The following is a 19,542-nucleotide window of genomic DNA, read 5'->3' as shown; positions in this document are numbered from 1 at the left end:
CTATGCAATATGAGACGCGCGTCAGCTGATGCGCGTGCCCACCTCGACGCGCTCGTCGTAACGCGCCAGCGCCAGTTTGCCGTCGGTGGTCTTCGCCGCCAGGATCATCGCCTCGCTCTTAATGCCAAAGAGTTTGGCGGGCTTGAGGTTGGTGACCATCGCCACGCGCAGTCCCACGAGCTCTTCCGGCGCAAAGGATTTGGCGATGCCAGCCACGATGGTGCGCGGAGCCTCCTCGCCGACGTTGGCGCTGAGCTTCAGCAACTTATCTGCCCCTTCGACCTTCTCCGCCGTGAGGACCTCGCCGACCCGAATTTCCACTTTGGTGAAGTCGCCAAACTCGATCAGGCCGGTGCTCTCGCTGTCGTCGCTCTTTTTGCTCTTTTCCACCTTTTTCTCGTCTTTTTTGGCCTTTTTGGCCGGTTTTTGATCCTTCGGGGCGCTTTTCTCGCTGCTTTCATCCTCTTCGGCCGGCGCTTCGAGCTTGCTGAAGAGCACGCCCGGAGCTTCAAGCGGGGTGCCGGCGGGGAGGTTGGCCCAGGTTTTCAACGTATCGAAGTCCAGGTGCGCCTCGGTGGTCTGACCAAAGCCGGCCAGGATCTTGCGCGAGGCATCCGGGGTGAAGGGCGCAGCCAGAAGCGCGATCCAGCGGATGGACTCCAGCGCGTTGTAGAGCGTCTGCTCCAGACGCTCGGTGTTGCCGGCCTTGTTGAGCGCCCAGGGCTGGGTGCGCTGAATGTAGTTGTTAACTTCGCTGGAGAAGGCCATCAGGTGCTCCAGCGCGCGGTGCAGCTCGCGATCGTCGAAGGCTTTGTCGATGGCGTCGCGCGCCGCATAGGCCGCGTCGCGCAGCGCCACGTCTTCCGACTCGGTGATGTCGCGCGGCGCCGGCACGCTGCCGCCGATGAACTTGCCGGCCATCGCGAAGGTGCGGTTGACGAGGTTGCCGATGTTGTCGGCCAGCTCCGCGTTGTTGCGCTCGACCACCCGCGCGTCGCTGAAGTTGCCATCGTTGCCGATCGGGATCTCGCGCAAAAGGTAGTAGCGCAGCACGTCGAGATCGTAGCGCTCGGCAAGCTCAAAGGCGTCGATGACGTTGCCCAGGCTCTTGCTCATCTTGATGCCGTCGTTGGTCCACCAGCCGTGGGCCACGATCTGCTTCGGAAGCGGCAGGCCCGCGCTCATCAAAAACGCCGGCCAGTACACCGCGTGAAAACGGAGGATGTCTTTGCCGATAAAGTGGATGTCGGCCGGCCAGAAGGCCTCAAAACGCTCGGTATCATCAAACGCGCCCACCGCGGTGATGTAGTTGGTCAGCGCGTCGACCCACACATAGAGCACATGCTCGGGGTCCTCCGGCATGGGGATGCCCCAGGAGAAGGTCGTGCGGCTGATCGAAAGATCGCGAAGCCCGCCCTCCACAAAGGAGGCCACCTCGTTGCGGCGCCCCGAAGGCGTGATGGCGTTCGGGTTGCAGCGGTACCACTCGAGCAGAGGCTCGGCGTACTTGCTCAGCTTAAAGAAGTAGCTCTCTTCTTCGACCCACTCCACCGCCGCGCCGGTGGCGAGGGCTTTGCCGTCGGCGATCTCCGACTCGTCGTAGTAGGCCTCGTCGGCCGCGGCGTACCAGCCCTCGTACTTATCGAGGTAGATGTCGCCCGATGCCTTCATGCGCGCGACCATCTCGGCGACCGTCTTCTTGTGATCGGCGTCGGTGGTGCGGATGAAGCGGTCGTGGGTGAGGCGGAGCTGTTCAAAGAGATCGCGAAAGCGCGCGGAGTTCTCATCGACCATCTGCTGGGGGCTGACGCCCCGATCTTCGGCGGCGCGCTGGATCTTGAGCCCGTGCTCGTCGGTGCCGGTCAAAAAGAAGACCTCGTCGCCTTTCTGGCGGCGGTAGCGGGCGAAGGCGTCGGCGATGATCGTGGTGTAGGCGTGGCCGATATGCGGCGCGCCGTTGACGTAATAGATGGGGGTGGTCAGGTAGAAGTTCGACATAAGAGAAGTCTCAGCGCAGTTGGGAACACATCAGCTTAAATCTCGCCAGGCGACCGTCGAGGGTCGCCTGGCGGCAAGGGCAGGGTGAACCAGAAGTTGGCGTCGCTGGCAAGGCTCAGTCGCCTTTGGGTTTGGGCGATTCGGTGGCTCCTTCGGTGCGGGGGGGCTTGTCGCCGCCTTTTTTGTTGCGACCGCGGCGGCGGCTGGAGCGTCGCTTGCTCGAGGAGCGCTCGCCAGTGGCCTTCTCGGCGCCGGGCTTTCCGCCGGCTTTCGAGCCCTCTTTGGTCGAGGTGTTGCCAGAGGACGTGTTGGTGCCGCGTTGCGAGCGTTGCTCACGCGAGGGGCTCTCGGAGCGGGAGCCTTTGGAGCGGCGCGAGCGGGAGCGGCCGGAGCGCCGGCGGCCGGAGCGACGCTTTTTGGAGCGACCGGAGTCTTTGCTCGCCGCCTCATCGCTGCGCTGCGCGTTGTCGGAGGCGGTCGCGCCGCTCTCTTCGGAAGGCTTCTGCTCGGAGCGTTGCGAGTTTCGGCGCCGATTGCGGCCGGAGCGCGAGGATTTGGAGCCCGACCGTGAGGATTTGGAGCCCCGTGAGCGTCGGCTGGAGCGCGAGGACTTCGAGCCCCGGGAGCGACGCCGGCTGCTGGAGCCGCGACGCTTGCGACCGCCACCCTGTGCCGACTCCTCAGCGTTGCCTGAGTCGACTCCTCGGTCGATGACGTTGGGATCGATGAGCTCGATCTCGGTGACCGGCAACATCTTGCGGTTGTTGTCGGCAAAACTCACCATCACGCGCCGGTTGATGACGTCGACCTCCAGGATCTTCGCCTCCCCGAGCTCGGTGCGAACCATTTTGCCCGCGCGCGGGAGTTTGGTGCGCATACGCCGGTAGAGCTGCTGCTCGTACACCAGACAACACATCAGCCGCCCGCACATCCCGGAGACTTTTTTGGGGTTGAGCGTCAGCCCCTGATCTTTGGCCATGCGAATCGAGACCGGCTCAAAGTTGTCCAGAAAGGTGCTGCAGCAGAGCTCGCGCCCGCAGGGGCCGATGCCGCCGAGCATACGCGCGCCGTCGCGCACGCCGATCTGGTGCATCTCGATGCGCGTGCGAAACTTATGCGCCAGATCTTTGACCAGATCCCGAAAGTCGATGCGACCGTCGGCGCTGAAATAAAAGACCAGCTTGGAGCCGTCGTGCATGTACTGCGCGCGGATCAGCTTCATCTGCAGCTTGCGCGATCGAATGCGCCCGATCGCAAAGCGGTAGGCCTGCTCCTCAAACCCGGCGTGTTTGTCGGCCTGGGCGATGTCGGCCTCGGTGGCCTTGCGCAGCACCCGCGGCAGGCTGTCGGTGGGCAGCACCTTGCGCGAGACCACCCCGCAGATCTCGGCCAGCGTGGGGCCGCGATCGGTGTCGACGATCACGTGATCGCCCTCGCGAAGTTGCAGCTCGCGGGCGTCGGCCTCATGACGGGTCTGGCTGATGCGGTAACGCAGCGATACCACGTTGTAGAGTTTCTTCTTTCCGCCGAAGGGGCGCGCCTGCTTTTTGGCAGGTTTAAAAAGCGTTGTGGTCATGGAAGTCGTCTATGGATGCGCGGGAGGGCGCCGAAGCGGCGCCCGGAGCCCGGGACTCATGCAGTTAAGAGGGCTGACGGATCTGGTCGAGGACACCCTCGACGATCAGCTGGGCGTTGACGTTGCGTTTAAGACGCCCGCGGGCCTCGGTCAGCGTGTCGAGGATGCGTAAGATGGCGTCGAGCGAGAAGCGCTCCACGCCTTTGTCGATGGTGGTCATCAGGTCGGCGTTGATCACGCGCCCTCGATCGGCACGTCCGGCCAGCATCAGGTCGCGAAAATACACGATGAGCACGTCGAGCTGCGCCTCCAGCTCGGAGTTGCCGCGCCCGAAGCGCTCGGCCGTCTCCAACCACTGGTTAGCGCGGTCGGCGGGCACCGCCAGAAACGCCTCCAGAAGTTCCTGGCGTTGCTCCAGCATCCCGGACTCCAGAACCTCAACGGCCCGACCCAGGCTTCCCTCGCCATAGCCAGCCGCGACCTTGAGCAAGGCCTCATCGACGGGCTCTTCCAGCACGTCGGGCAGGGCGCGGGCGACCTCATCGTCGCTGAGCGCGCCGAAGCGCAGACGCTGGCAGCGGCTGATAATCGTATCGAGCAGGCGGTGAGGTTGGTCGGTGATCAAAAAGAGCAGGGTGAGGGCGCTCGGCTCCTCCAGCGTCTTGAGCAGGGCGTTGGCGCCCTCCTCAGTCATGGCATGCGCCTGATCGATGATCACCGCGCGGTAGCACGCCTCATAAGGTGGTGAGAGCGCGGCCTTCTGAATGGCGCGGATCTGGTCGATCTTGATGAAGTTGCCGCTCGGCGCGATCTCCAGCACGTCGGGGTGTTGGCCGGCCTCAATGCGTTTGCAGGCCGTGCAGCGCCCGCACGCATCCTCCAGAACATCACCGGAGCGCTCCAGGCAGTTGAGACTGGCCGCAAAACTTAAGGCGGTGGTGTATTTGCCCACGCCCGTCGGGCCGCTGAAGAGGTAGGCGTGGTGCAGACGGCCCGCAGACACGGCCTGGGTTAAGACCTGCCGCGTTCTAGAATTTCCTAAGAGTTCCGACCACTTACGCACAGAGGGGCTCCGGGGGGTGGGGGCCTGCACCGAGGGCGGCGCATGTTAGGGAGCGCGCCGCGCAGGTGTCAATCATCGCCGGCACAAAGCTCAGCGCTCAAAGGCCAGATAAACCGAGCGACCTCGGCGGATGATTTTGAGGCGCACCACATCGCCCGCGCTCAGGTCGGCGACGGCCTGCTCAAAGCTCTCCTGCGAGTCGATAGGGGTGGTGCCCACCTCGACGATGACATCGCGGTTGCGCAGGCCTCCCTGCCGGGCTGGCGAGTCGTCACTCATACCGGTGACCAGCACGCCGCGCTCATCGGGGGCACGCACCTGGCGGGCCAGGCGCGCGGTCATCGGCGCGACCTCCACCCCGAAACGTGTCGGGCTGGTCGGGTCGGCCGGCAGGCTCGCGGAGGCCACCGGAAGGCTGGGGCGCTCCTGGTCGGGGATGGCCTGCATCCGCACCTCCACACGCTGCGACTCACCTGCGCGCATGATCTCAACCTCCACCGTGCTCCCGGCCGGGGTGGTTGAGACGTACCAGGGAAGATCATCGCTGGTGAGGATGGTGCGACCGCCAAAATGCGTGATCACATCGCCCTCTTGAAGCGCGGCTTGCGCGGCGGGGCTCATGTCAACGACCTCGGTGATGAGCGCGCCGGCGGCGCTCTCCAGCCGGAAGCTCGTCGCGAGCATCGGCTCTAAATCTTGCACACGCACTCCCAGCCAGCTGCGCTCGACAAAGCCGCGATCCTGGAGCTGCGGAAGCAGCGTCTTCACCATATTGATAGGAATAGCAAAGCTGATGCCCTGACCCTGCCGGTTGATGGCGGTGTTGATGCCGATGACCTCGCCATTCATGCTCACCAGCGGACCGCCGGAGTTACCCGGGTTGATCGGCGCGTCGGTCTGAATGAAATCGCCCTGTTGCTCACGCCCTTCAACCGGCAGGTTGCGCCGGCCCAGCGCGCTGACGATGCCCGCGCTCACCGAGTGGTTGAGCCCCAGGGGGTTGCCGATCGCCAGCACATACTCACCCACCTGAAGCGCGTCGCTGTCGCCCAGCGGCGCGACCGGAAGGGGCCCCTGGTCGACGTCGAGTTTCAAGAGGGCGAGGTCGGTGGGTTGGTCCACCCCCACCACCCGCGCGGGCATCTCGCGCCGATCGCTAAAACGCACATCAACGCTCGACGCGTTGTCGATGACGTGAAAGTTGGTCAGCACGTAGCCTTCTTCGTGGATCACAAAGCCCGAGCCCTGGGCCAGCGCCGGACCCGAGCTTAAGTCGCGAAGATGTGAGGGACCGGTACCCGGCGCATAGCTCACCATCACGCTGACCACCGCCGGCCCCACCTCCTCGACCAGCTCCACAAAGGGAGAGGTGTCCATGCCGCGCGCCCCCCGGCCCTCGGTCCACAATGCGCGCTCGGCATCCTGTGCGGCGGCCTGGTTGCCGCCCGCAAAAAGCAGCAGGATCAGCGCGCAGAGCGCGAGCGTCAGATGACCGAGACGAGGACGAGTGGCCAGGCGGAGAGGTTTCATGATCGCTCGTGGGGCATGGGTTGTCGCGGCGCGCGGAAGTAATGCATCGGCGAGTAATGCACCAGGTTCTCCACGCGGCTTGTGTAGATGCAGGCGTACACCTCGATCTGCTCGCCGAGGATGGTGTTCTCGTTGCCCATCTTAAAGAGTAATCCCCAGTAGCGATTAAACTCGCTCTCCAGCTGGCGCTCGACCTGCCAGAGCTCCTGAAGGACCGTCTGACGGCGGGCGCGAAGTTGGCTCTGGGTGCGCTTGATCTCGTCGAAGGCCGCCTGCACCTCGGCGTCGCCTTCAGGGGCGTCGAGCGCGTGCAGGCGACGGGCCAGGCCGAGCTCAAAGGCGATCTCTTCGTTGATCCGCACCAGCTCGTGTTCGATGGCGTCGAGGCGCGCACGCTCCTCGCGCAGCTCATCGGTGCGCAGGAGCTCGCCCTCGATTTCCTGCACCACCATCGCGGTGCGCCAGGCCGTCGACTTCTTGCTACGCACGATATCGCCGTAGATGTGGTCGCCGACGTAGAGCACCCGGTCCGGACGGAACCCGGTCATGCGATGAAAGTCGATGAGGTTGCCGCCCTGGTACATCTGACCGGGCTCAAAATGACCGAACTCCTCGCCGCTGACCTCTTCGCGGGCGTCGACGCGCAAAAAGGGCTGGCGGTCGGTGAAAAAGCCCGGCTTCGACGCCCCGGTGATCACGATGTCGAAGTAATCCTGCCAGCGCGGCAGCTGAGGCAGAAGGTCGTCGAGCAGGTAGCTCATGACGTGCTCGGTGAAGCGGGCGTAGCTGTTGGTGAGCACGAAGAGTTTTTTGCCGGCGCTGCGCAGGCGTTGCAGCGTGTGCGCCAGATCCAGGTTGCGCGTGAGGTACTGCTCCATATTCGCGATGATCTCATCTTTGATGGAGTCGTCGCGGTGGGCCAGGTCAATGCTGTAGCGGATGTCGTCGTAGAGGCGGCGCCAGTCGTGGCGTTGGCCGGGGCGGGTTCGCTCCAGGTAGTCGACCAACGTGGCGTAGAGGGCGGCCTCCGGAAGCGCGAAAAGCGTGTCGACCAGCGCATAGCGCGAGGTCGTCATGCTCATCGCCTGGGTGTGGTACTCGATGATGTCGTCGCCATGAAGCTCTTTAAAGCCGTGGTAGACCCGCCCCACAAAGCGGTGGCTGTCGAGCTTGAAGATGTTGCCGCGCACCGTGTCGATCACAAGCCCGCGAATCGCAAAGTCGGCGGGAACTTCCAGCTCAAGAATCTCGCGTGGATACCCGCGCTCCAGCACCAGGCGCTCCAGGGTCTTCTCGACGCTGAGACGCTCAATGGCGTCCTGGTGGTAGTGCGCCAGGGTGTAGTCCATATCAAAGCCCACCGCCTCAACCTCGGCCAGGTTGAGGTCGCGGTTGCAGAAGACCTGATGGACGGGAGCGAGCGATGGGGAGTGACCCTTGCGCAGGGTCTGCAGCAGCGAGAGCGGCTGCTCGGAGTCGGGAGGGTTAACCAAGGTTGTCTCGAAGCGTGTGTCGTTGTGGTGAGTGCCCCGGCGGTCATCAGAAAAGGGGCGGCATCATCATGGGAGTATACAGCGGGAGGCCCGCGGAGACGACGCGCGGACGTGCTTAAAGGTGCGGGGTGCGTCATGAGGCGCAGGCCGCGATCAGCCCGGGTGTAACAGACAGAGCGACCCGGGGATTCCGCCTCCCTTCCATGGAAAGTCCGCCTGCACGCCGCGCTGGCGTCGTTGCGATGCGTGAGCGCTTACAAAGGCCAACATCGATTCACTGGAATCGCGTTCGGGGCTGTGATAGAGCCTCGACCGTGTTGAGCTTGCCCCCGGCAGCCCGCGCAGAAGAGGCCTCGCCGGCAGGTGCCGCGAAGCCCCGGGGCAACAATGTAGTCACTATTTTGACGGAGTAACACCATGTCCAGGAAGTTGTTCGCAATGCTGCTTGTCGGCCTGCTGAGCGCCTCGGTTACCGCCTGTGGCGGCGACGATACGCCGGCTGACACCCCCGACACCGATGTCGATGCTGGCGATGATGCCGGTGAGGACACCGACACCGATCCCAACGAGCCGCACCCCTTCGAAGATGAAGTCGACGTGTGGATGGGCGACACCGCCAACTCCGCGGACGCGCCCCAGGCCATCGAAGCCGGCGAGACCATCGGCGGCGAGCTTGTCGGTGCGCCCCAGTACTACGAGCTGACCCTCGAGGCCGGAACCGCCCTTAAAGTGACCGTGGAAGCCGTGGATGGCGACCTCGCCGGCGAAGACACCTTCGGTGTGACGCTGCAGACAGTGGCCGACGAAGGCAACCGCGCACTCTTCTACGCCGAAGGTGCGGCCAGCCGTGAGTTCTTCATCTACGCCGACGGCAGCCACCTGCTGGTGCCCAGCACCGGCGAAGAGCTCAGCGGCGCCTACAAGATCACTACCGAAGTGGTTGAGCTCGATCCGCAAGAGCCCACCCTTCCCGGTGTGACCGAAGGCGACATGAGCGACGGCTCGATCAAGGTCTTCGAGGTTGTGGCTGACCTTGACGGCACCCTGGCCGCCGAGACCTCCGCCCAGCGCCTCGCTCCCGAAGGCGGCGTCGACACCTTCCTGCACGTCTGGGACGTGGCCGCTGAAGCCCGCATCGCCCAGAACGACGATTTTGGTGACGGCCACTACGATTCGCAGGTCTTCGCCGACATCACCAACGGCAACACCTACTACGTCATCGTCGACGCCTACAGCAACGACGCCGACGGGCTCTTCGAGCTGACCATGGAGACCTACGAAGGCGGCAGCACCGAGCCCGTGGTCATCGCCGATGGCGCCGAAGAGACTGGCAACATCGAAGCCCGCCTGGTGGGCACCGACATCAAGGCCTACTCCCTGACGGTGGAGCCCGGCGAGAACTTCCGCGTGCTCGTGGAAGCTGACGACGCGCTGACCCCGGCGATCGTGGCCGTCTCCGGCCCGGCCGGTGAAGAGCAGCAGGCCGGTAGCTCGCTTCCTGTCGAAGGCCGCGCCGGTATGTACGTGGGCGTCGGCGCCGACGAAGAAGAAGGTCAGACCTTCACCCTTTACGTCTCCGATGAGCGCAACCTCACGGAAGACGCCGAGCCGGTCGGTGGTGAGGGCTTCGGCTACACCCTGACCGTCGAGGCGGCGACCCGCAACGCCGTCTCGCTCGAAGATTCCACCTCGTCGGCTCAAGTGCTCGCGGACGTCGGTAACGTGACCTGGTTCGACGTGGTCGTTCCGGCCAAGTCGATCGTGAGCCTGGCCGTGGAGACCGAAGTCGCCGAAGACGACTTCACCCCGCTGGTTGTCAGCGCCGCGTACTGGACCTTCTCGCCGGCCTTCGGTGGGGAAGCCGTCCTTTACAACGACGCCGACGAAGCCGTGACGATGCCGGTGCTGGTGCGTGACGCGGCCTTCCGCGGCGCGGCCACCACCACCTACACCCTCAACGCCACCTTCGTGGACGGAACGCTTCCTGAAGGTCCGACCACCTACACCTTCACCGACCCGCTGCTGACCAGCGCCGACGCTGAAGTCATCGAGCTGCCGGCCCAGGTCTTCGGCATGCTCGACTCCGAAGCTGCCGCCGCCATCGACGAAGAAGCCACTCCGGTGCAGTTCTTCTCCATCGATCTCGTGGCCGGTGATGTGCTCGTGGCGCGCACCTCGCGTGGTGCCGAGGCTCCGGAGGACGAGGAAGAGGATGATCCCTCCACCACCGACACCATCGTGCGTCTCTTTGAAGGCGACGGAACCACGCAGATCCTCGAAGCGGACTACTACGTCGGTCAGGCCGACGCGGAGACCTTCTTCTCGGCCTTCTCCTACGAAGTGGAAGAAGATGGCACCTACTTCCTGAGCGTGGAGCCCTACTGCTCGGCGAGCATCTTCGGCGTGTTCTGCGCTGACGGTGAGTACCGCCTGGATGTGTTCACCGACGGCGCTGCAGTCGTGGAGTAAGGTGACCTGGACTGACGGCTCGCACGCGGGCGCCGTCAGCACACGTTGCGACACATCGTCGGGCGCCTCCGAATCTTCGGAGGCGCCCGTTTTCTTTTTCAGGGGGCGCAGGAGCCGTCGCCGCCGGCACCGCAGCATTGACACCCCGCGGCCCCGTGGCTACGTCTAGTGGCGAAAACTCGCACTGAAATGAACCAACCTGGAGGTTGATGCATGAAGCTGGCAACGCTACGCAACGGTACTCGTGATGGCGCGCTTGTGGTGGTGGGCAAAAACAACACGGTCTACACCTCGGCGGCCGAGATCGCCCCGACGATGCAGGCCGCGCTCGACCAGTGGGATGAGGTTGAGCCGAAGTTGCGCGCGCTGGCCGAGAAGCTCGAGCGTGGCGATGTGGAGTCGACCCCGGTGGACGCCTCGAAGATGATGGCGCCGCTTCCGCGCGCCTATGAGTGGATCGACGGCTCGGCCTACATCAACCACATCGTGCTGGTGCGCAAAGCCCGCGGCGCCGAGCCGCCCGAGACCCTCGAGACCGATCCGCTCGTCTACCAGGGCGGCTCGGGCGTGTTGCTGGGCGCCCATGACCCCATCGAGGTCCCCAACGTCGAGTGGGGCGCCGATTTTGAGGCCGAGGTCGGCGTGATCCTCGGTGACACCCCCCGCGGCGTCAAAGCGGCCGAAGCTTCGAAGTACATCAAGCTCATCGTCATCCTCAACGACGTGACCTTCCGCAACCTCATCCCGGCCGAGCTCGCCAAGTCCTTTGGCTTCTTCCAGTCCAAGCCGGCCACCGCGTTTGCGCCCTTCGCCGTCACCCCCGACGAGCTCGGCGACGCCTGGAAGGAGGGCCGCATCCACCTGCCGCTCAACACCTACTACAACGGCGAAAAATTCGGCGATCCGGAGGCCGGCCCCGAGATGCACTTCTCGTTCAACGATCTCTTGCAGCACCTCTGCAAGACCCGCGCGTACACTGCGGGCACGATCGTGGGCAGCGGCACCGTCTCCAACGAAGACCGCAGCCGCGGCTCCTCCTGCCTTGCCGAAAAGCGCATGCTCGAGAAGATCGACACCGGGGAGTTCACCACGCCCTTTATGAAGCCCGGCGACACGGTGAAGATCGAGATGCTCGATAAGAACGGCAACAACATCTTCGGCACCATCGACCAAAAGGTCGTCGACGCCGATTGAGCAACACGCTGCGAGCTGTTGAGGAGCGCGCCGCCGGCCTTCTGTGCCGGCGGCGCGCATGGGTTTAACGCATAGGCTTAAAGCACAGGTCTGGCGTATCGACCTGACGGGCGGACACTGAGCAAAGGCGGCGAGTGATGATTCTTCACGGATACTGGCGGAGTTCTTCGAGCTGGCGGGTACGTATCGGGTTTGCGCTCAAAGAGCTCGACTACGAATACCGCGCCGTGCACCTGGTCGAAGGCGGCGGCAGGCAGCACAGCGCGGAGTACCGCGCCAAAAACCCCATGCGCCAGGTGCCGATGCTGGAGTGGGAAGAAAATGGCGAGGAGATCTACCTCACGCAGTCGCTGGCCATCCTGGAGTTTCTCGATGAGCTGCGGCCGACCCCGGCCATTCTGCCCGCAAACCGCGTGCATCGCGCCTGGGCCCGCGAGATGGCCGAGGTCATCAACGCCGGCACCCAGCCCCTGCAGAACCTGGCGGTGATTCAGAAGATCAAAGCCGAGACCGACCTCGACGCCAGAGCCTGGTGCCGGGACTGGATCGAGCGCGGCCTGACCGCCTACGAGCTGCTTGCGGAGCGCCGCGCCGGCGCCTACTCGGTGGGCGATGAGGTCAGCCTGGCCGACATCTGCCTGATCCCGCAGCTCTACAACGCGCGCCGTTTTGACGTGGAGCTGGAGGCTTTTCCGACCATCCTGGGCATCGAGGAGCGCTGCAACGCGCTGGAGGCCTTTCAGGTCTCGCACCCCGATCAGCAGCCCGACGCGCAATGAGGTTCTGACGTGCAGACGTACGCGCTGGACGCGCAGATCAAGACCTTTGAGGAGCTCAGCAAACGCGAGCTCTACGAGGTGATGGTGTTGCGCAACGAGGTCTTTGTGGTCGGCCAGAAGATCACCGCCGAGCCCGAGGTCGACGGCCTCGATGTCGAGTGCGCCCATGTGCTTTTGCGCGCCGACGGGCGTCTGGTGGGCACCGCCCGAATCTTCCACAAAACGTCGCCGATGGTGGTAGGGCGGGTGGCGGTGCACCCTGAGTTTCAGGGGCAGGGCCTGGGCACGAAGGTGATGGAGGCGGTGCAACGCTACCTTGGCGAGCGCCTCGCCGAGCTGCACGCCCAGGCGCATCTGGAGCGCTGGTACACCCGGCTGGGCTGGGAGCGTTTCGGAGAGCCCTTTGTCGAGGCGGAGATCCCGCATGTGATGATGCGCTGGCCTTCGGGCGGCTCGCGTTAAGACTCTGCGGCGCGGCGTCCCGACCCACGCTCACCGGAGGGCCGCTCTTTTTGGGAAATGAAACTCGCCGGCCATCATGTTCGGTCGGTGCGGCACCACAAAAATTCGCAAACGACGACGTACCTACTTGAGGAGACAACCATGGCGTTGGCAGGCGTAAAAGTGCAGTGGCTGGGGCATTCGACCTTTGTGATCACGACCCCCGAGGGCAAGAACATCCTGGTGGACCCCTGGGTGCGCTCGAACCCCCAATGCCCCGCGGAGGCGCACGATATCAGCCCCGACGCCATCCTGATCACCCACGGCCACAACGACCATATCGGCGATGTCTTTGAGGTGGCCGATCGCTGCTCGGGCCCCATCGTGGGCATCTTCGATTTGATCACCTGGCTCGGGAGCCGCGGCGTGGCCTCCGACAAGCTCGTGGGCATGAACAAGGGCGGTACCGTCGAGCTCGAAGCGCTCGATGTGCGCGTCTCGATGACCGACGCGCGCCATAGCTCCTCTTTCACCGACGAGGACGGCACGGTCATCTACCTTGGCGAGCCGGCCGGTTTTGTCGTGGAGTTCTCCAGTGGCGAGTCGCTCTACATCGCCGGCGACACCTCCCTCTTTGGCGACATGGCCTGGATCGCCGAGATCTACGGCCCGACCGTGGGCATCCTGCCCATCGGCGACCACTTCACCATGGACCCCCTCCAGGCGGCGCTGGCCGCCGACCTGCTGGAGCTCGAAGCGGTGATCCCCTGCCACTACGGCACCTTCGACGCCCTCACGGGCACCCCGAAGGAGCTCGTGGAGTATCTGGAGACCTACGAGCTGGAGGTCGACGTGATCGCGCTGGAGCCGGGGCAGGCGCATAGCTTCTAAGTGGCTCCAGAGTACTTTTTAGTAAAAGTAAAAAAACCGCCGGCCTTTGAGGGCCGGCGGTTTTTTCATGCCACGAGGCGGTGTGATCAGGTCAGCAGGCGCTGCTTCTGGGCCAGAAACTCCTCATCGGTGAGCACGCCGCTGACATGCAGCTCTTTGAGCTCGTTGAAGTCCTGTCGGAGGGCGCACGGACTCATGCTTGCATCCTGACCTGTCTGCTCGGTGCGGAGCACCGGCTCGTCGTGCTTGCTGTTGTAGATTCGGTCGAATTTCTGCGGGCTCATCCCCAAAAAAACCACCGTGTCGTAGAGTGCGAAGAGCGTGGAGGCGCCGGTGAAACAGAGCAGCAGGAAGATCAGGCCCTGGACGTGGAGGCCCAGGTAAAACTTGTGAACACCGAAGGTTCCCAAAAAGAAGGCCAGCAGGGTGGCGGTCTTTTTTCGTTTCATAGCGGGCGTCCTGCGGGATGGGGTGCGGGGAGGTGGCCACAAGGGCTGGCATGATCGCTTGCCATTGTTTGAGCTTTGGGGGGTGTTGCGCAAGCTCGTTGCCATGTCCCGGGTCAACCACTCAGGATGAGCGCCAGCGCAAAGCTCCCTACGCCCCCGCCCACCGTCAGCACCACATACCCTAACGCGCGCCAGAAGGAGCGCGCGGCGAGCTGCCGGGTCTCCACCGCGAAGGTCGAAAAGGTGGTCAAGGCGCCGCAAAACCCGAGCCCCGCAACCATGAAGAGGGGGCTCTCGTGCACCGGTAGGTCGGCGCTTTGAGCTGAAGCCATCAGCCAGCCCAGCAGCGCGCTGCCCCCGAGGTTGATGAGCAGGGTGTTGAGCGGAAAATCCCGTCGGTTGGAGAATTCCGCCAGCGCGCGCGTGAGGGCAAAGCGCATCAATGCGCCCACCGCCCCGCCCGCACCCACAAGGGCTGCCATCTCCCAGCTCACGCCCCACCTCCGGCGAGTGAAAGGGGCGCGCCGCCCAGACGCGCGCCAAGCGCCGCCAGCGCAAGCCCCCCGACAAGCGAGAGCGCCACGTAGCTCGCTGCAAGCCCCGGCGACGCGTCGCTCAGGAGCCAGAACGCCTCCGACGCAAAGGTCGAGGTGGAGGTAAACGATCCCAGGAGCCCCACCCCCACGCCCTGCTGCAGCCAGGCCGGGGGGCGGCCTATGGAGGCGACCTTCGCAGCGACGATCCCCAGCAGCAGGCAACCGATGAGGTTGGCCACAAGCGTGCCCGTGGGCATCGCCCCCATGGCCGGCAGCGCCAGCCCCACGCACACGCGCAGCAGCGCCCCGAGCGCGCCGCCCAGGGCGACGAGCGCCAGCGTGGCCAGGTGGGTCGGGGGGGAGGTGGGCATCGTTAATCGTCTCGGCGTTTCGATCAGGGGCGCGGAGCGCGGCGGGCCGGGGAGAGTTAGCATGAGGGCTGGGAGGGCGCCAATTGGCCAGCTCCCGGGTGCGCGACGGTCGCGGTGAGGGCTGCGCGGGGCAAAACGTCTTCGCGAGTGTCGCGAAGGCGGCATTCCGAGCTCAAAACGCGAGATCGGCGGTCGCGCACGCGTTTTAGAAACCCAGAACGCGAGATCGGCGGTCGCGCACGCGTTTTAGAAACCCAGAACGCGAGATCGGCGGTCGCGCACGCGTTTTAGAAACCCAGAACGCGAGATCGGCGGTCGCGCACGCGTTTTAGAAATCCAGAGCGTGAGATCGGCGGTCGCGCACGCGTTTTAGAAACCCAGAACGTGAGATCAGCGGTCGTGGTTGAAGTTTGGACTGGCGAGTCGTGAGATCGACGGTCGCGCACGCGTTTTGGAAACCCAGAACGTGAGATCAGCGGTCGCGTGCCCGGGTTTGTGTGGGAAAGAGCGTCTGGTAGGCTGCGTCGCATACCCGAGTTGTTTTTGCCGTACGGGGGTCCGTTTGCGGCTCGTATCAGGCTTGCGCGCGGCACCGCGCGCTTGCGAGAGACGCATCATCTGCTTTTGGAGACAGGAGTTTGTGATGAGCAACAAAGTGGGAAAGACGGTGGAGAATCGCGTGACCTGGGGTCGTTGGGTGGCCTCGTCGATTCGTACGCATGGCGAGAACGTCGCCACGAAGCTCGATGGTCAGATGGGCTTCGACGTGGAGGACTGGCGACGCTTCATCGCCGGGCAGGGCGACGCGCTTGACGAGCGCACCGATGCGTTATGGCAGAAGGAAGCTGAGCTGGCCCGGGAGCGCGCGGACGATGACTCACATCGGACGGCTCGCGATGAGGCCGCGGCGCAGACCCTCACAGCGCTCGCCAGAGTTCGTTCGCTGCTGGACGCCGGCGCTCCGGGGCTGGCCCGGCGATTCGGCGTCGACGGTGAGCTGCCTCGCCATCCGAAGGCGGTGGAGTCTTTTGGCCAAAACGTCGTCGAGATGCTTCATCAGGCCGACATGCACATCGACGCCTTCGGTTCGCCCATCTCCACCCGCGAGCTTGCTGCCAACCTTCAGGCTCCGATCGAGGGGTTGCGCAAAGAGCTGACGACGCTCAACGAGGAGGAGCGCAAAGCCGAGCGTCTGCTCACGGAGCGCGACGCGTTGATCGAGGAGTGGTCGCGCATCTACCAGGCGGTCGCTGCAATTATGGAGCAGCTCTACCTCCTGGCTGGCGACGATGAGCTGGCCCGGCGCGTACGTCCCACGGTCAGTCGGTCTCTCGGCATCGACACGCCAGGAGACGAGGGTGAGCCCGACACTCCGGCGTCGCCGGCTGCTCCCGAGCTGGAGGATTCGCCAGAGCCGCAGCCGGAGGTGGCGGAGTAGTTTCCGTGATGAAACGCGCTAAAACATGAAAAATGAAACAAAAAAGGGCCGCCGGAGAGTCTCCGGCGGTCTTTTTGGGTCAGGGTTCAGGGAGCTACGTCGCCCAAAAGACTGGAAACGCGATCGATGCCCCGGCACACTGCCCCATCGCCCTTTGAAAGCCCTGAACCCCACGCACCGAGACATCGCATGACGTTCCCACGCTCGTTCTTCTCCCGGCGCGCAGTCATCACAAAGCCCGCGGTCCTGCTCGTCGGGCTCGCTGCCGGGCTGGTTGCGCCGGGCACAGTGCCCCTCGCCAACGCCCTGGACTGCGAGGAGCCGCCTGTCTACGCGGAGATCCAGGGGCAGATCGATGAGGTCTGGACGAGCGAGGCGTTTGATTGCCTGGTGGTTCAGCATGAGTTCGCTGTCCATGAGGGCAACAGCTTTGTGAACGTCTCCACAGACCTGGCCAACGCATGTGGAGAAGACCTCTGGGTGAGGGCGGATGCGGACTATCTCTACACCGCCGGTGACCGGATGGACGAGGTGCGGGTGGAGGACGGCGAGCTCGTGACCGTACGCGCTTCGCTTGAGATGCGCCCCCGGGAAGAGGGGCAGGGGGAGCTGATTTTTGAGGTGTTGCCGGACGCCGAGCGCGACGCGATGGAGGCAGACCCTGATGCGTATGTGCCGCTGTCGCGGGTTCAGTATTCGTACTCCGGCACGCTTTACGACATGGACGACTGGCCGTGCAGCAACGCCACCATGTTCGGGTGTTCGTCGACGGCAAGCTCGCCGGAAGCGCCAGCGCAGGCGCCGCTGAGCTGGGTGATGGTGGGGCTGGGCATGGTGTGGCTGGGGCGCCGTGCGCGGCGCAGCCCACCAGCCTCCTGAGAGCTTTTTATGGAAAAGGGAAGCCACCTCCGGCACACTGCTCGACCTGCCCCATCCGAGTCATCCAAAGCTATTTCATTCGGACATGCCATGCTGCCATCCCATCGCCCCACGCTCATCCCTTTCAAGAAAAGGTCTGCCCTCCTCCCGGGGCTCGCCGCAGGGTTTGTCGCTCTGGGAGGGGTGCCGCAGGCGGCCGCGGTATGCGTTGCGCCCGATCGCTACGATGAGCTCAATGCCTATATCGACGAGATCGGGTCGACCGAGAGTTACGCATGTCTGGACGTCGAAGCTGACACCGTGACCGACGCGGCGACGGGGGCCGTGTGGATCGTCACCGACATCATCAACGGGTGTGAGGAAGGTGTTATGGTCGAGTTCGAGCGCGTCGCGCACGTTCCCATGGACCCACCTTCTCCAGATAGCGAATTCATCTCAGCGGGAGAGGCGGTGACGTTGGAGGTGCAGGTGGAGAGCTACCAGAATGCACCGGAAGGGGACGGCGAGCTGGAGTTTCGCGTGGCCGGCGAGGACGAGCCGATCGTGCGTGTTCTTTATTCGTTTGAAGGGACGCCCCGCGATAACAGCGACTTTGAGTGCAACGACGAGGTCTCTGTCATGGGGTGTGGCGGCTGTGCCGCCTCCAACGCGACTCCGGCCCACGCGCCGCTGGCCTGGGTGATGGTGGGGCTGGGGCTTATTGGGTTGGGGAGGCGTGTGCGGCGCAGCGCGCAATCGTAAGAGCGAGGCTCCGACTGAGGCCCGCGCCGGGCATCGCGCTTGCGTGTTGCAAAAAACGAAAAGGCCGCCGGAGAAGAGTCCGGCGGCCTTTTTTATGTGCGTCTAAGTCGCGCGTCAGCAGGTTAGCGGGTCAGGCCAAAAGCGACCTCGGCCAGCCCCGTGACCTGCTCATCGCCGTTGTTTTCGCGCACGATGATCTGCACCTCCCGCACCCCCTCCACCTCCTCAAACTCATAGACCGCCGCGCTCGCCAGGTCCGGCTCGCCGGCCAGGTCTTCAAGGAGCAGGAGCTGCTCGCCGTTGGCGTCGAGGAACTCTACGTCGAAGCGCGCGATGGCGTAGCCCTCACTGTAGGCCGGGGGCATCGTGGAGCGGTGGTGCCAGATGTAGAGGGTGTCCATGGTCGCCGGCCCGTTGAAGCTGTAGGTGGCCCAGGCACCCTCGATGTCGCCGTCGGAGGTGGTCCAGTGGTTGCTGCCGCTGTAGTCGGCGTGGGTGTCGGCCGGCCCAAAGCCCTCGGGGAGGCCGGAGCCGTTGATCGTGTGCGCCACGCTGTAGGAGTTGGACCACTCCGAGCTGGCCAGGGCCTCGTCGGGCTGGAAGAAGGCCGAGTCGTAGCGATCTGGCGAGGTGCCGTCTTCGGAGACGCAGGCCACACAGAGCGCGAGCAGGGCGATGAGGGCGAGGGGGCGGGGCGTAAGCAAAGCAATCACGGCAGCTCCTTTTTCATCGAATCCAACAGTCATGTCGTCGGGGTGCGACAAAGCCTAAGGACACAGCAGGATGGGTTCAAGGCGCTGGCCGGTGACTTCAACATTCGTTTCAAATCCCAACCGAGGGGCAGCGCTGAGTGCACATCGCCTCGGCCCGTCGCGCAAAAGTGCTGGAAACACGTTGCGACGGTCGGCAGACTGCCCCCTCCCACCAAAAAGTCGATGAAAGCGAACCATGGATAGGGCGAGGGCATGATGACGATGAAGTCTGGCAAAGGCGCAAAAGAACGGGTGTTGAGGGTTGCGTCCTGTGGGTTGGGGCTGCTCGTGGGGTGGGGCGCGCTGACGGGCGTGCCACAGGCTTCAGCCGACATGATGTGCTCCGGGCCCTACGCCTACGGGGACCTCGATGTGCAACTCGACGAGGTGCATAGCGAGGCCGCCTTTGATTGCCTGGCGGTGGAATATGAGATGGACGAGGACGAGCACTATGGTTTCGTTCACCTACTGCTCAACATCGCGAACGCCTGCGGGGAGGACATCGCGATCGCGATGAACATCGACAAGCCCTACGGGGAACCCTACCTGCATGAAGAGATTGTCGCTGAGGGGGAAACGCTGCGCTTCGGCGGTCCGATCAGGGAGCTTGAGGATGAAGAGCATGGCGAGGGCATCGCCGAGATTCGCGCGATTCCTGCCTCAGAGCGCACTGGCGAGGAGATGGGGTTCGAGGAGTATCGTGCGATGGCGAGCGTGCATTATTCGTTTTCGGGCACGCCCACCTACGCGGACCCCTACTACAATGAGGGCGACTGCGGCCCGGGGACCACGTTCGGATGCGCAGTGACGAGTTCGGGGACGCAAGCGCCTTTGTCCTGGCCGCTGGTGTGGGTGGTGTTGGGGTTAGGGGTGGTGGGGGTGAGGCGGCGAGTGGGGCGATGAGGCAGCGTTTCTAAGCGTGAAACACGACACGGCGCTGGC

At 64.2% G+C, this 19,542-nt stretch carries 18 protein-coding genes; 9 read left to right on the top strand and 9 right to left on the bottom strand.

All coding sequences use genetic code 11. The annotated features are described in order from the left end of the window. Nucleotides 1–21: 21 nt before the first annotated feature. The 5 genes from metG to FRC96_RS08685 form a co-directional block, all read right to left on the bottom strand. A complete protein-coding gene (gene metG / locus FRC96_RS08705) occupies nt 22–1,998 on the bottom strand; it encodes a methionine--tRNA ligase (RefSeq protein WP_146974110.1) in 1,977 nt (658 codons plus the stop codon). A gap of 115 nt (nt 1,999–2,113) precedes the next feature. After that, nucleotides 2,114–3,574, bottom strand: a complete 1,461-nt coding sequence (locus tag FRC96_RS08700; RefSeq protein WP_146974109.1) for a PSP1 domain-containing protein — start codon at nt 3,572–3,574, stop codon at nt 2,114–2,116. Between the two features lie 64 nt (nt 3,575–3,638). Then, nucleotides 3,639–4,637, bottom strand: coding sequence for a DNA polymerase III subunit delta' (holB, locus tag FRC96_RS08695; protein WP_230470038.1), 999 nt, complete (start codon nt 4,635–4,637; stop codon nt 3,639–3,641). Between the two features lie 90 nt (nt 4,638–4,727). After that, the gene (locus FRC96_RS08690) at nt 4,728–6,167 is read right to left on the bottom strand and encodes a trypsin-like peptidase domain-containing protein (RefSeq protein WP_146974107.1); all 1,440 of its coding nucleotides are present in this window, start codon (nt 6,165–6,167) and stop codon (nt 4,728–4,730) included. Then, complete coding sequence (locus FRC96_RS08685) at nt 6,164–7,660, bottom strand: HAD-IG family 5'-nucleotidase (protein ID WP_146974106.1); 1,497 nt, start codon at nt 7,658–7,660, stop codon at nt 6,164–6,166. Before FRC96_RS08685 ends, FRC96_RS08690 begins: the two co-directional genes overlap by 4 nt. Before the next feature lie 417 nt (nt 7,661–8,077). Between FRC96_RS08685 and FRC96_RS08680 the strand changes: the two genes are divergently transcribed. From FRC96_RS08680 to FRC96_RS08660, 5 genes are all read left to right on the top strand, one after another. Beyond that, nucleotides 8,078–10,129, top strand: coding sequence for a hypothetical protein (locus FRC96_RS08680; RefSeq protein WP_146974105.1), 2,052 nt, complete (start codon nt 8,078–8,080; stop codon nt 10,127–10,129). Between the two features lie 213 nt (nt 10,130–10,342). Continuing rightward, nucleotides 10,343–11,323, top strand: a complete 981-nt coding sequence (locus FRC96_RS08675) for a fumarylacetoacetate hydrolase family protein (RefSeq protein WP_146974104.1) — start codon at nt 10,343–10,345, stop codon at nt 11,321–11,323. Between the two features lie 137 nt (nt 11,324–11,460). After that, the gene (gene maiA / locus FRC96_RS08670; RefSeq protein WP_146974103.1) at nt 11,461–12,102 is read left to right on the top strand and encodes a maleylacetoacetate isomerase; all 642 of its coding nucleotides are present in this window, start codon (nt 11,461–11,463) and stop codon (nt 12,100–12,102) included. A 9-nt stretch (nt 12,103–12,111) separates the two neighbouring features. After that, nucleotides 12,112–12,564, top strand: coding sequence for a GNAT family N-acetyltransferase (locus FRC96_RS08665; RefSeq protein ID WP_146974102.1), 453 nt, complete (start codon nt 12,112–12,114; stop codon nt 12,562–12,564). A 141-nt stretch (nt 12,565–12,705) separates the two neighbouring features. Then, nucleotides 12,706–13,434 carry a metal-dependent hydrolase gene (locus FRC96_RS08660; protein WP_146974101.1) on the top strand — a complete coding sequence of 243 codons (729 nt, stop codon included), beginning with the start codon at nt 12,706–12,708 and terminating at the stop codon, nt 13,432–13,434. Between the two features lie 86 nt (nt 13,435–13,520). Here the strand turns inward: FRC96_RS08660 and FRC96_RS08655 are convergent, their stop codons facing one another. The 3 genes from FRC96_RS08655 to FRC96_RS08645 form a co-directional block, all read right to left on the bottom strand. Further along, on the bottom strand, nt 13,521–13,883 hold the full coding sequence (locus FRC96_RS08655; protein ID WP_230470037.1) for an NINE protein: 363 nt from the start codon (nt 13,881–13,883) through the stop codon (nt 13,521–13,523). 113 nt (nt 13,884–13,996) lie between these two features. Then, complete coding sequence (locus FRC96_RS08650; RefSeq protein WP_146974099.1) at nt 13,997–14,377, bottom strand: FluC/FEX family fluoride channel; 381 nt, start codon at nt 14,375–14,377, stop codon at nt 13,997–13,999. Beyond that, nucleotides 14,374–14,790, bottom strand: a complete 417-nt coding sequence (locus tag FRC96_RS08645; RefSeq protein WP_230470036.1) for a fluoride efflux transporter FluC — start codon at nt 14,788–14,790, stop codon at nt 14,374–14,376. The genes FRC96_RS08650 and FRC96_RS08645 overlap by 4 nt, the downstream gene beginning before the upstream one ends. A gap of 643 nt (nt 14,791–15,433) precedes the next feature. Between FRC96_RS08645 and FRC96_RS08640 the strand changes: the two genes are divergently transcribed. The 3 genes from FRC96_RS08640 to FRC96_RS08630 all read left to right on the top strand — a co-directional run bounded on the left by FRC96_RS08640 (nt 15,434) and on the right by FRC96_RS08630 (nt 17,848). After that, entirely contained in the window at nt 15,434–16,228 is a 795-nt protein-coding gene (locus tag FRC96_RS08640) for a hypothetical protein (RefSeq protein WP_146974097.1), read from the top strand. A gap of 189 nt (nt 16,229–16,417) precedes the next feature. Further along, nucleotides 16,418–17,107, top strand: coding sequence for a hypothetical protein (locus tag FRC96_RS08635; protein ID WP_146974096.1), 690 nt, complete (start codon nt 16,418–16,420; stop codon nt 17,105–17,107). Between the two features lie 90 nt (nt 17,108–17,197). Further along, a complete protein-coding gene (locus FRC96_RS08630; protein ID WP_146974095.1) occupies nt 17,198–17,848 on the top strand; it encodes a hypothetical protein in 651 nt (216 codons plus the stop codon). A gap of 122 nt (nt 17,849–17,970) precedes the next feature. Here the strand turns inward: FRC96_RS08630 and FRC96_RS08625 are convergent, their stop codons facing one another. Further along, complete coding sequence (locus FRC96_RS08625; protein WP_146974094.1) at nt 17,971–18,561, bottom strand: hypothetical protein; 591 nt, start codon at nt 18,559–18,561, stop codon at nt 17,971–17,973. A gap of 255 nt (nt 18,562–18,816) precedes the next feature. On the opposite strand from FRC96_RS08625, the gene FRC96_RS08620 reads away from it, so the two are divergent. Beyond that, complete coding sequence (locus FRC96_RS08620; protein WP_146974093.1) at nt 18,817–19,503, top strand: hypothetical protein; 687 nt, start codon at nt 18,817–18,819, stop codon at nt 19,501–19,503. Nucleotides 19,504–19,542: the final 39 nt, after the last annotated feature.

It is taken from the genome of Lujinxingia vulgaris, from assembly GCF_007997005.1.
Classification (GTDB): Bacteria; Myxococcota_A; Bradymonadia; order Bradymonadales; family Bradymonadaceae; genus Lujinxingia.
Note: the sequence above shows the minus strand (reverse complement) of the source record. Positions and strands in the feature narration are given on the sequence as shown.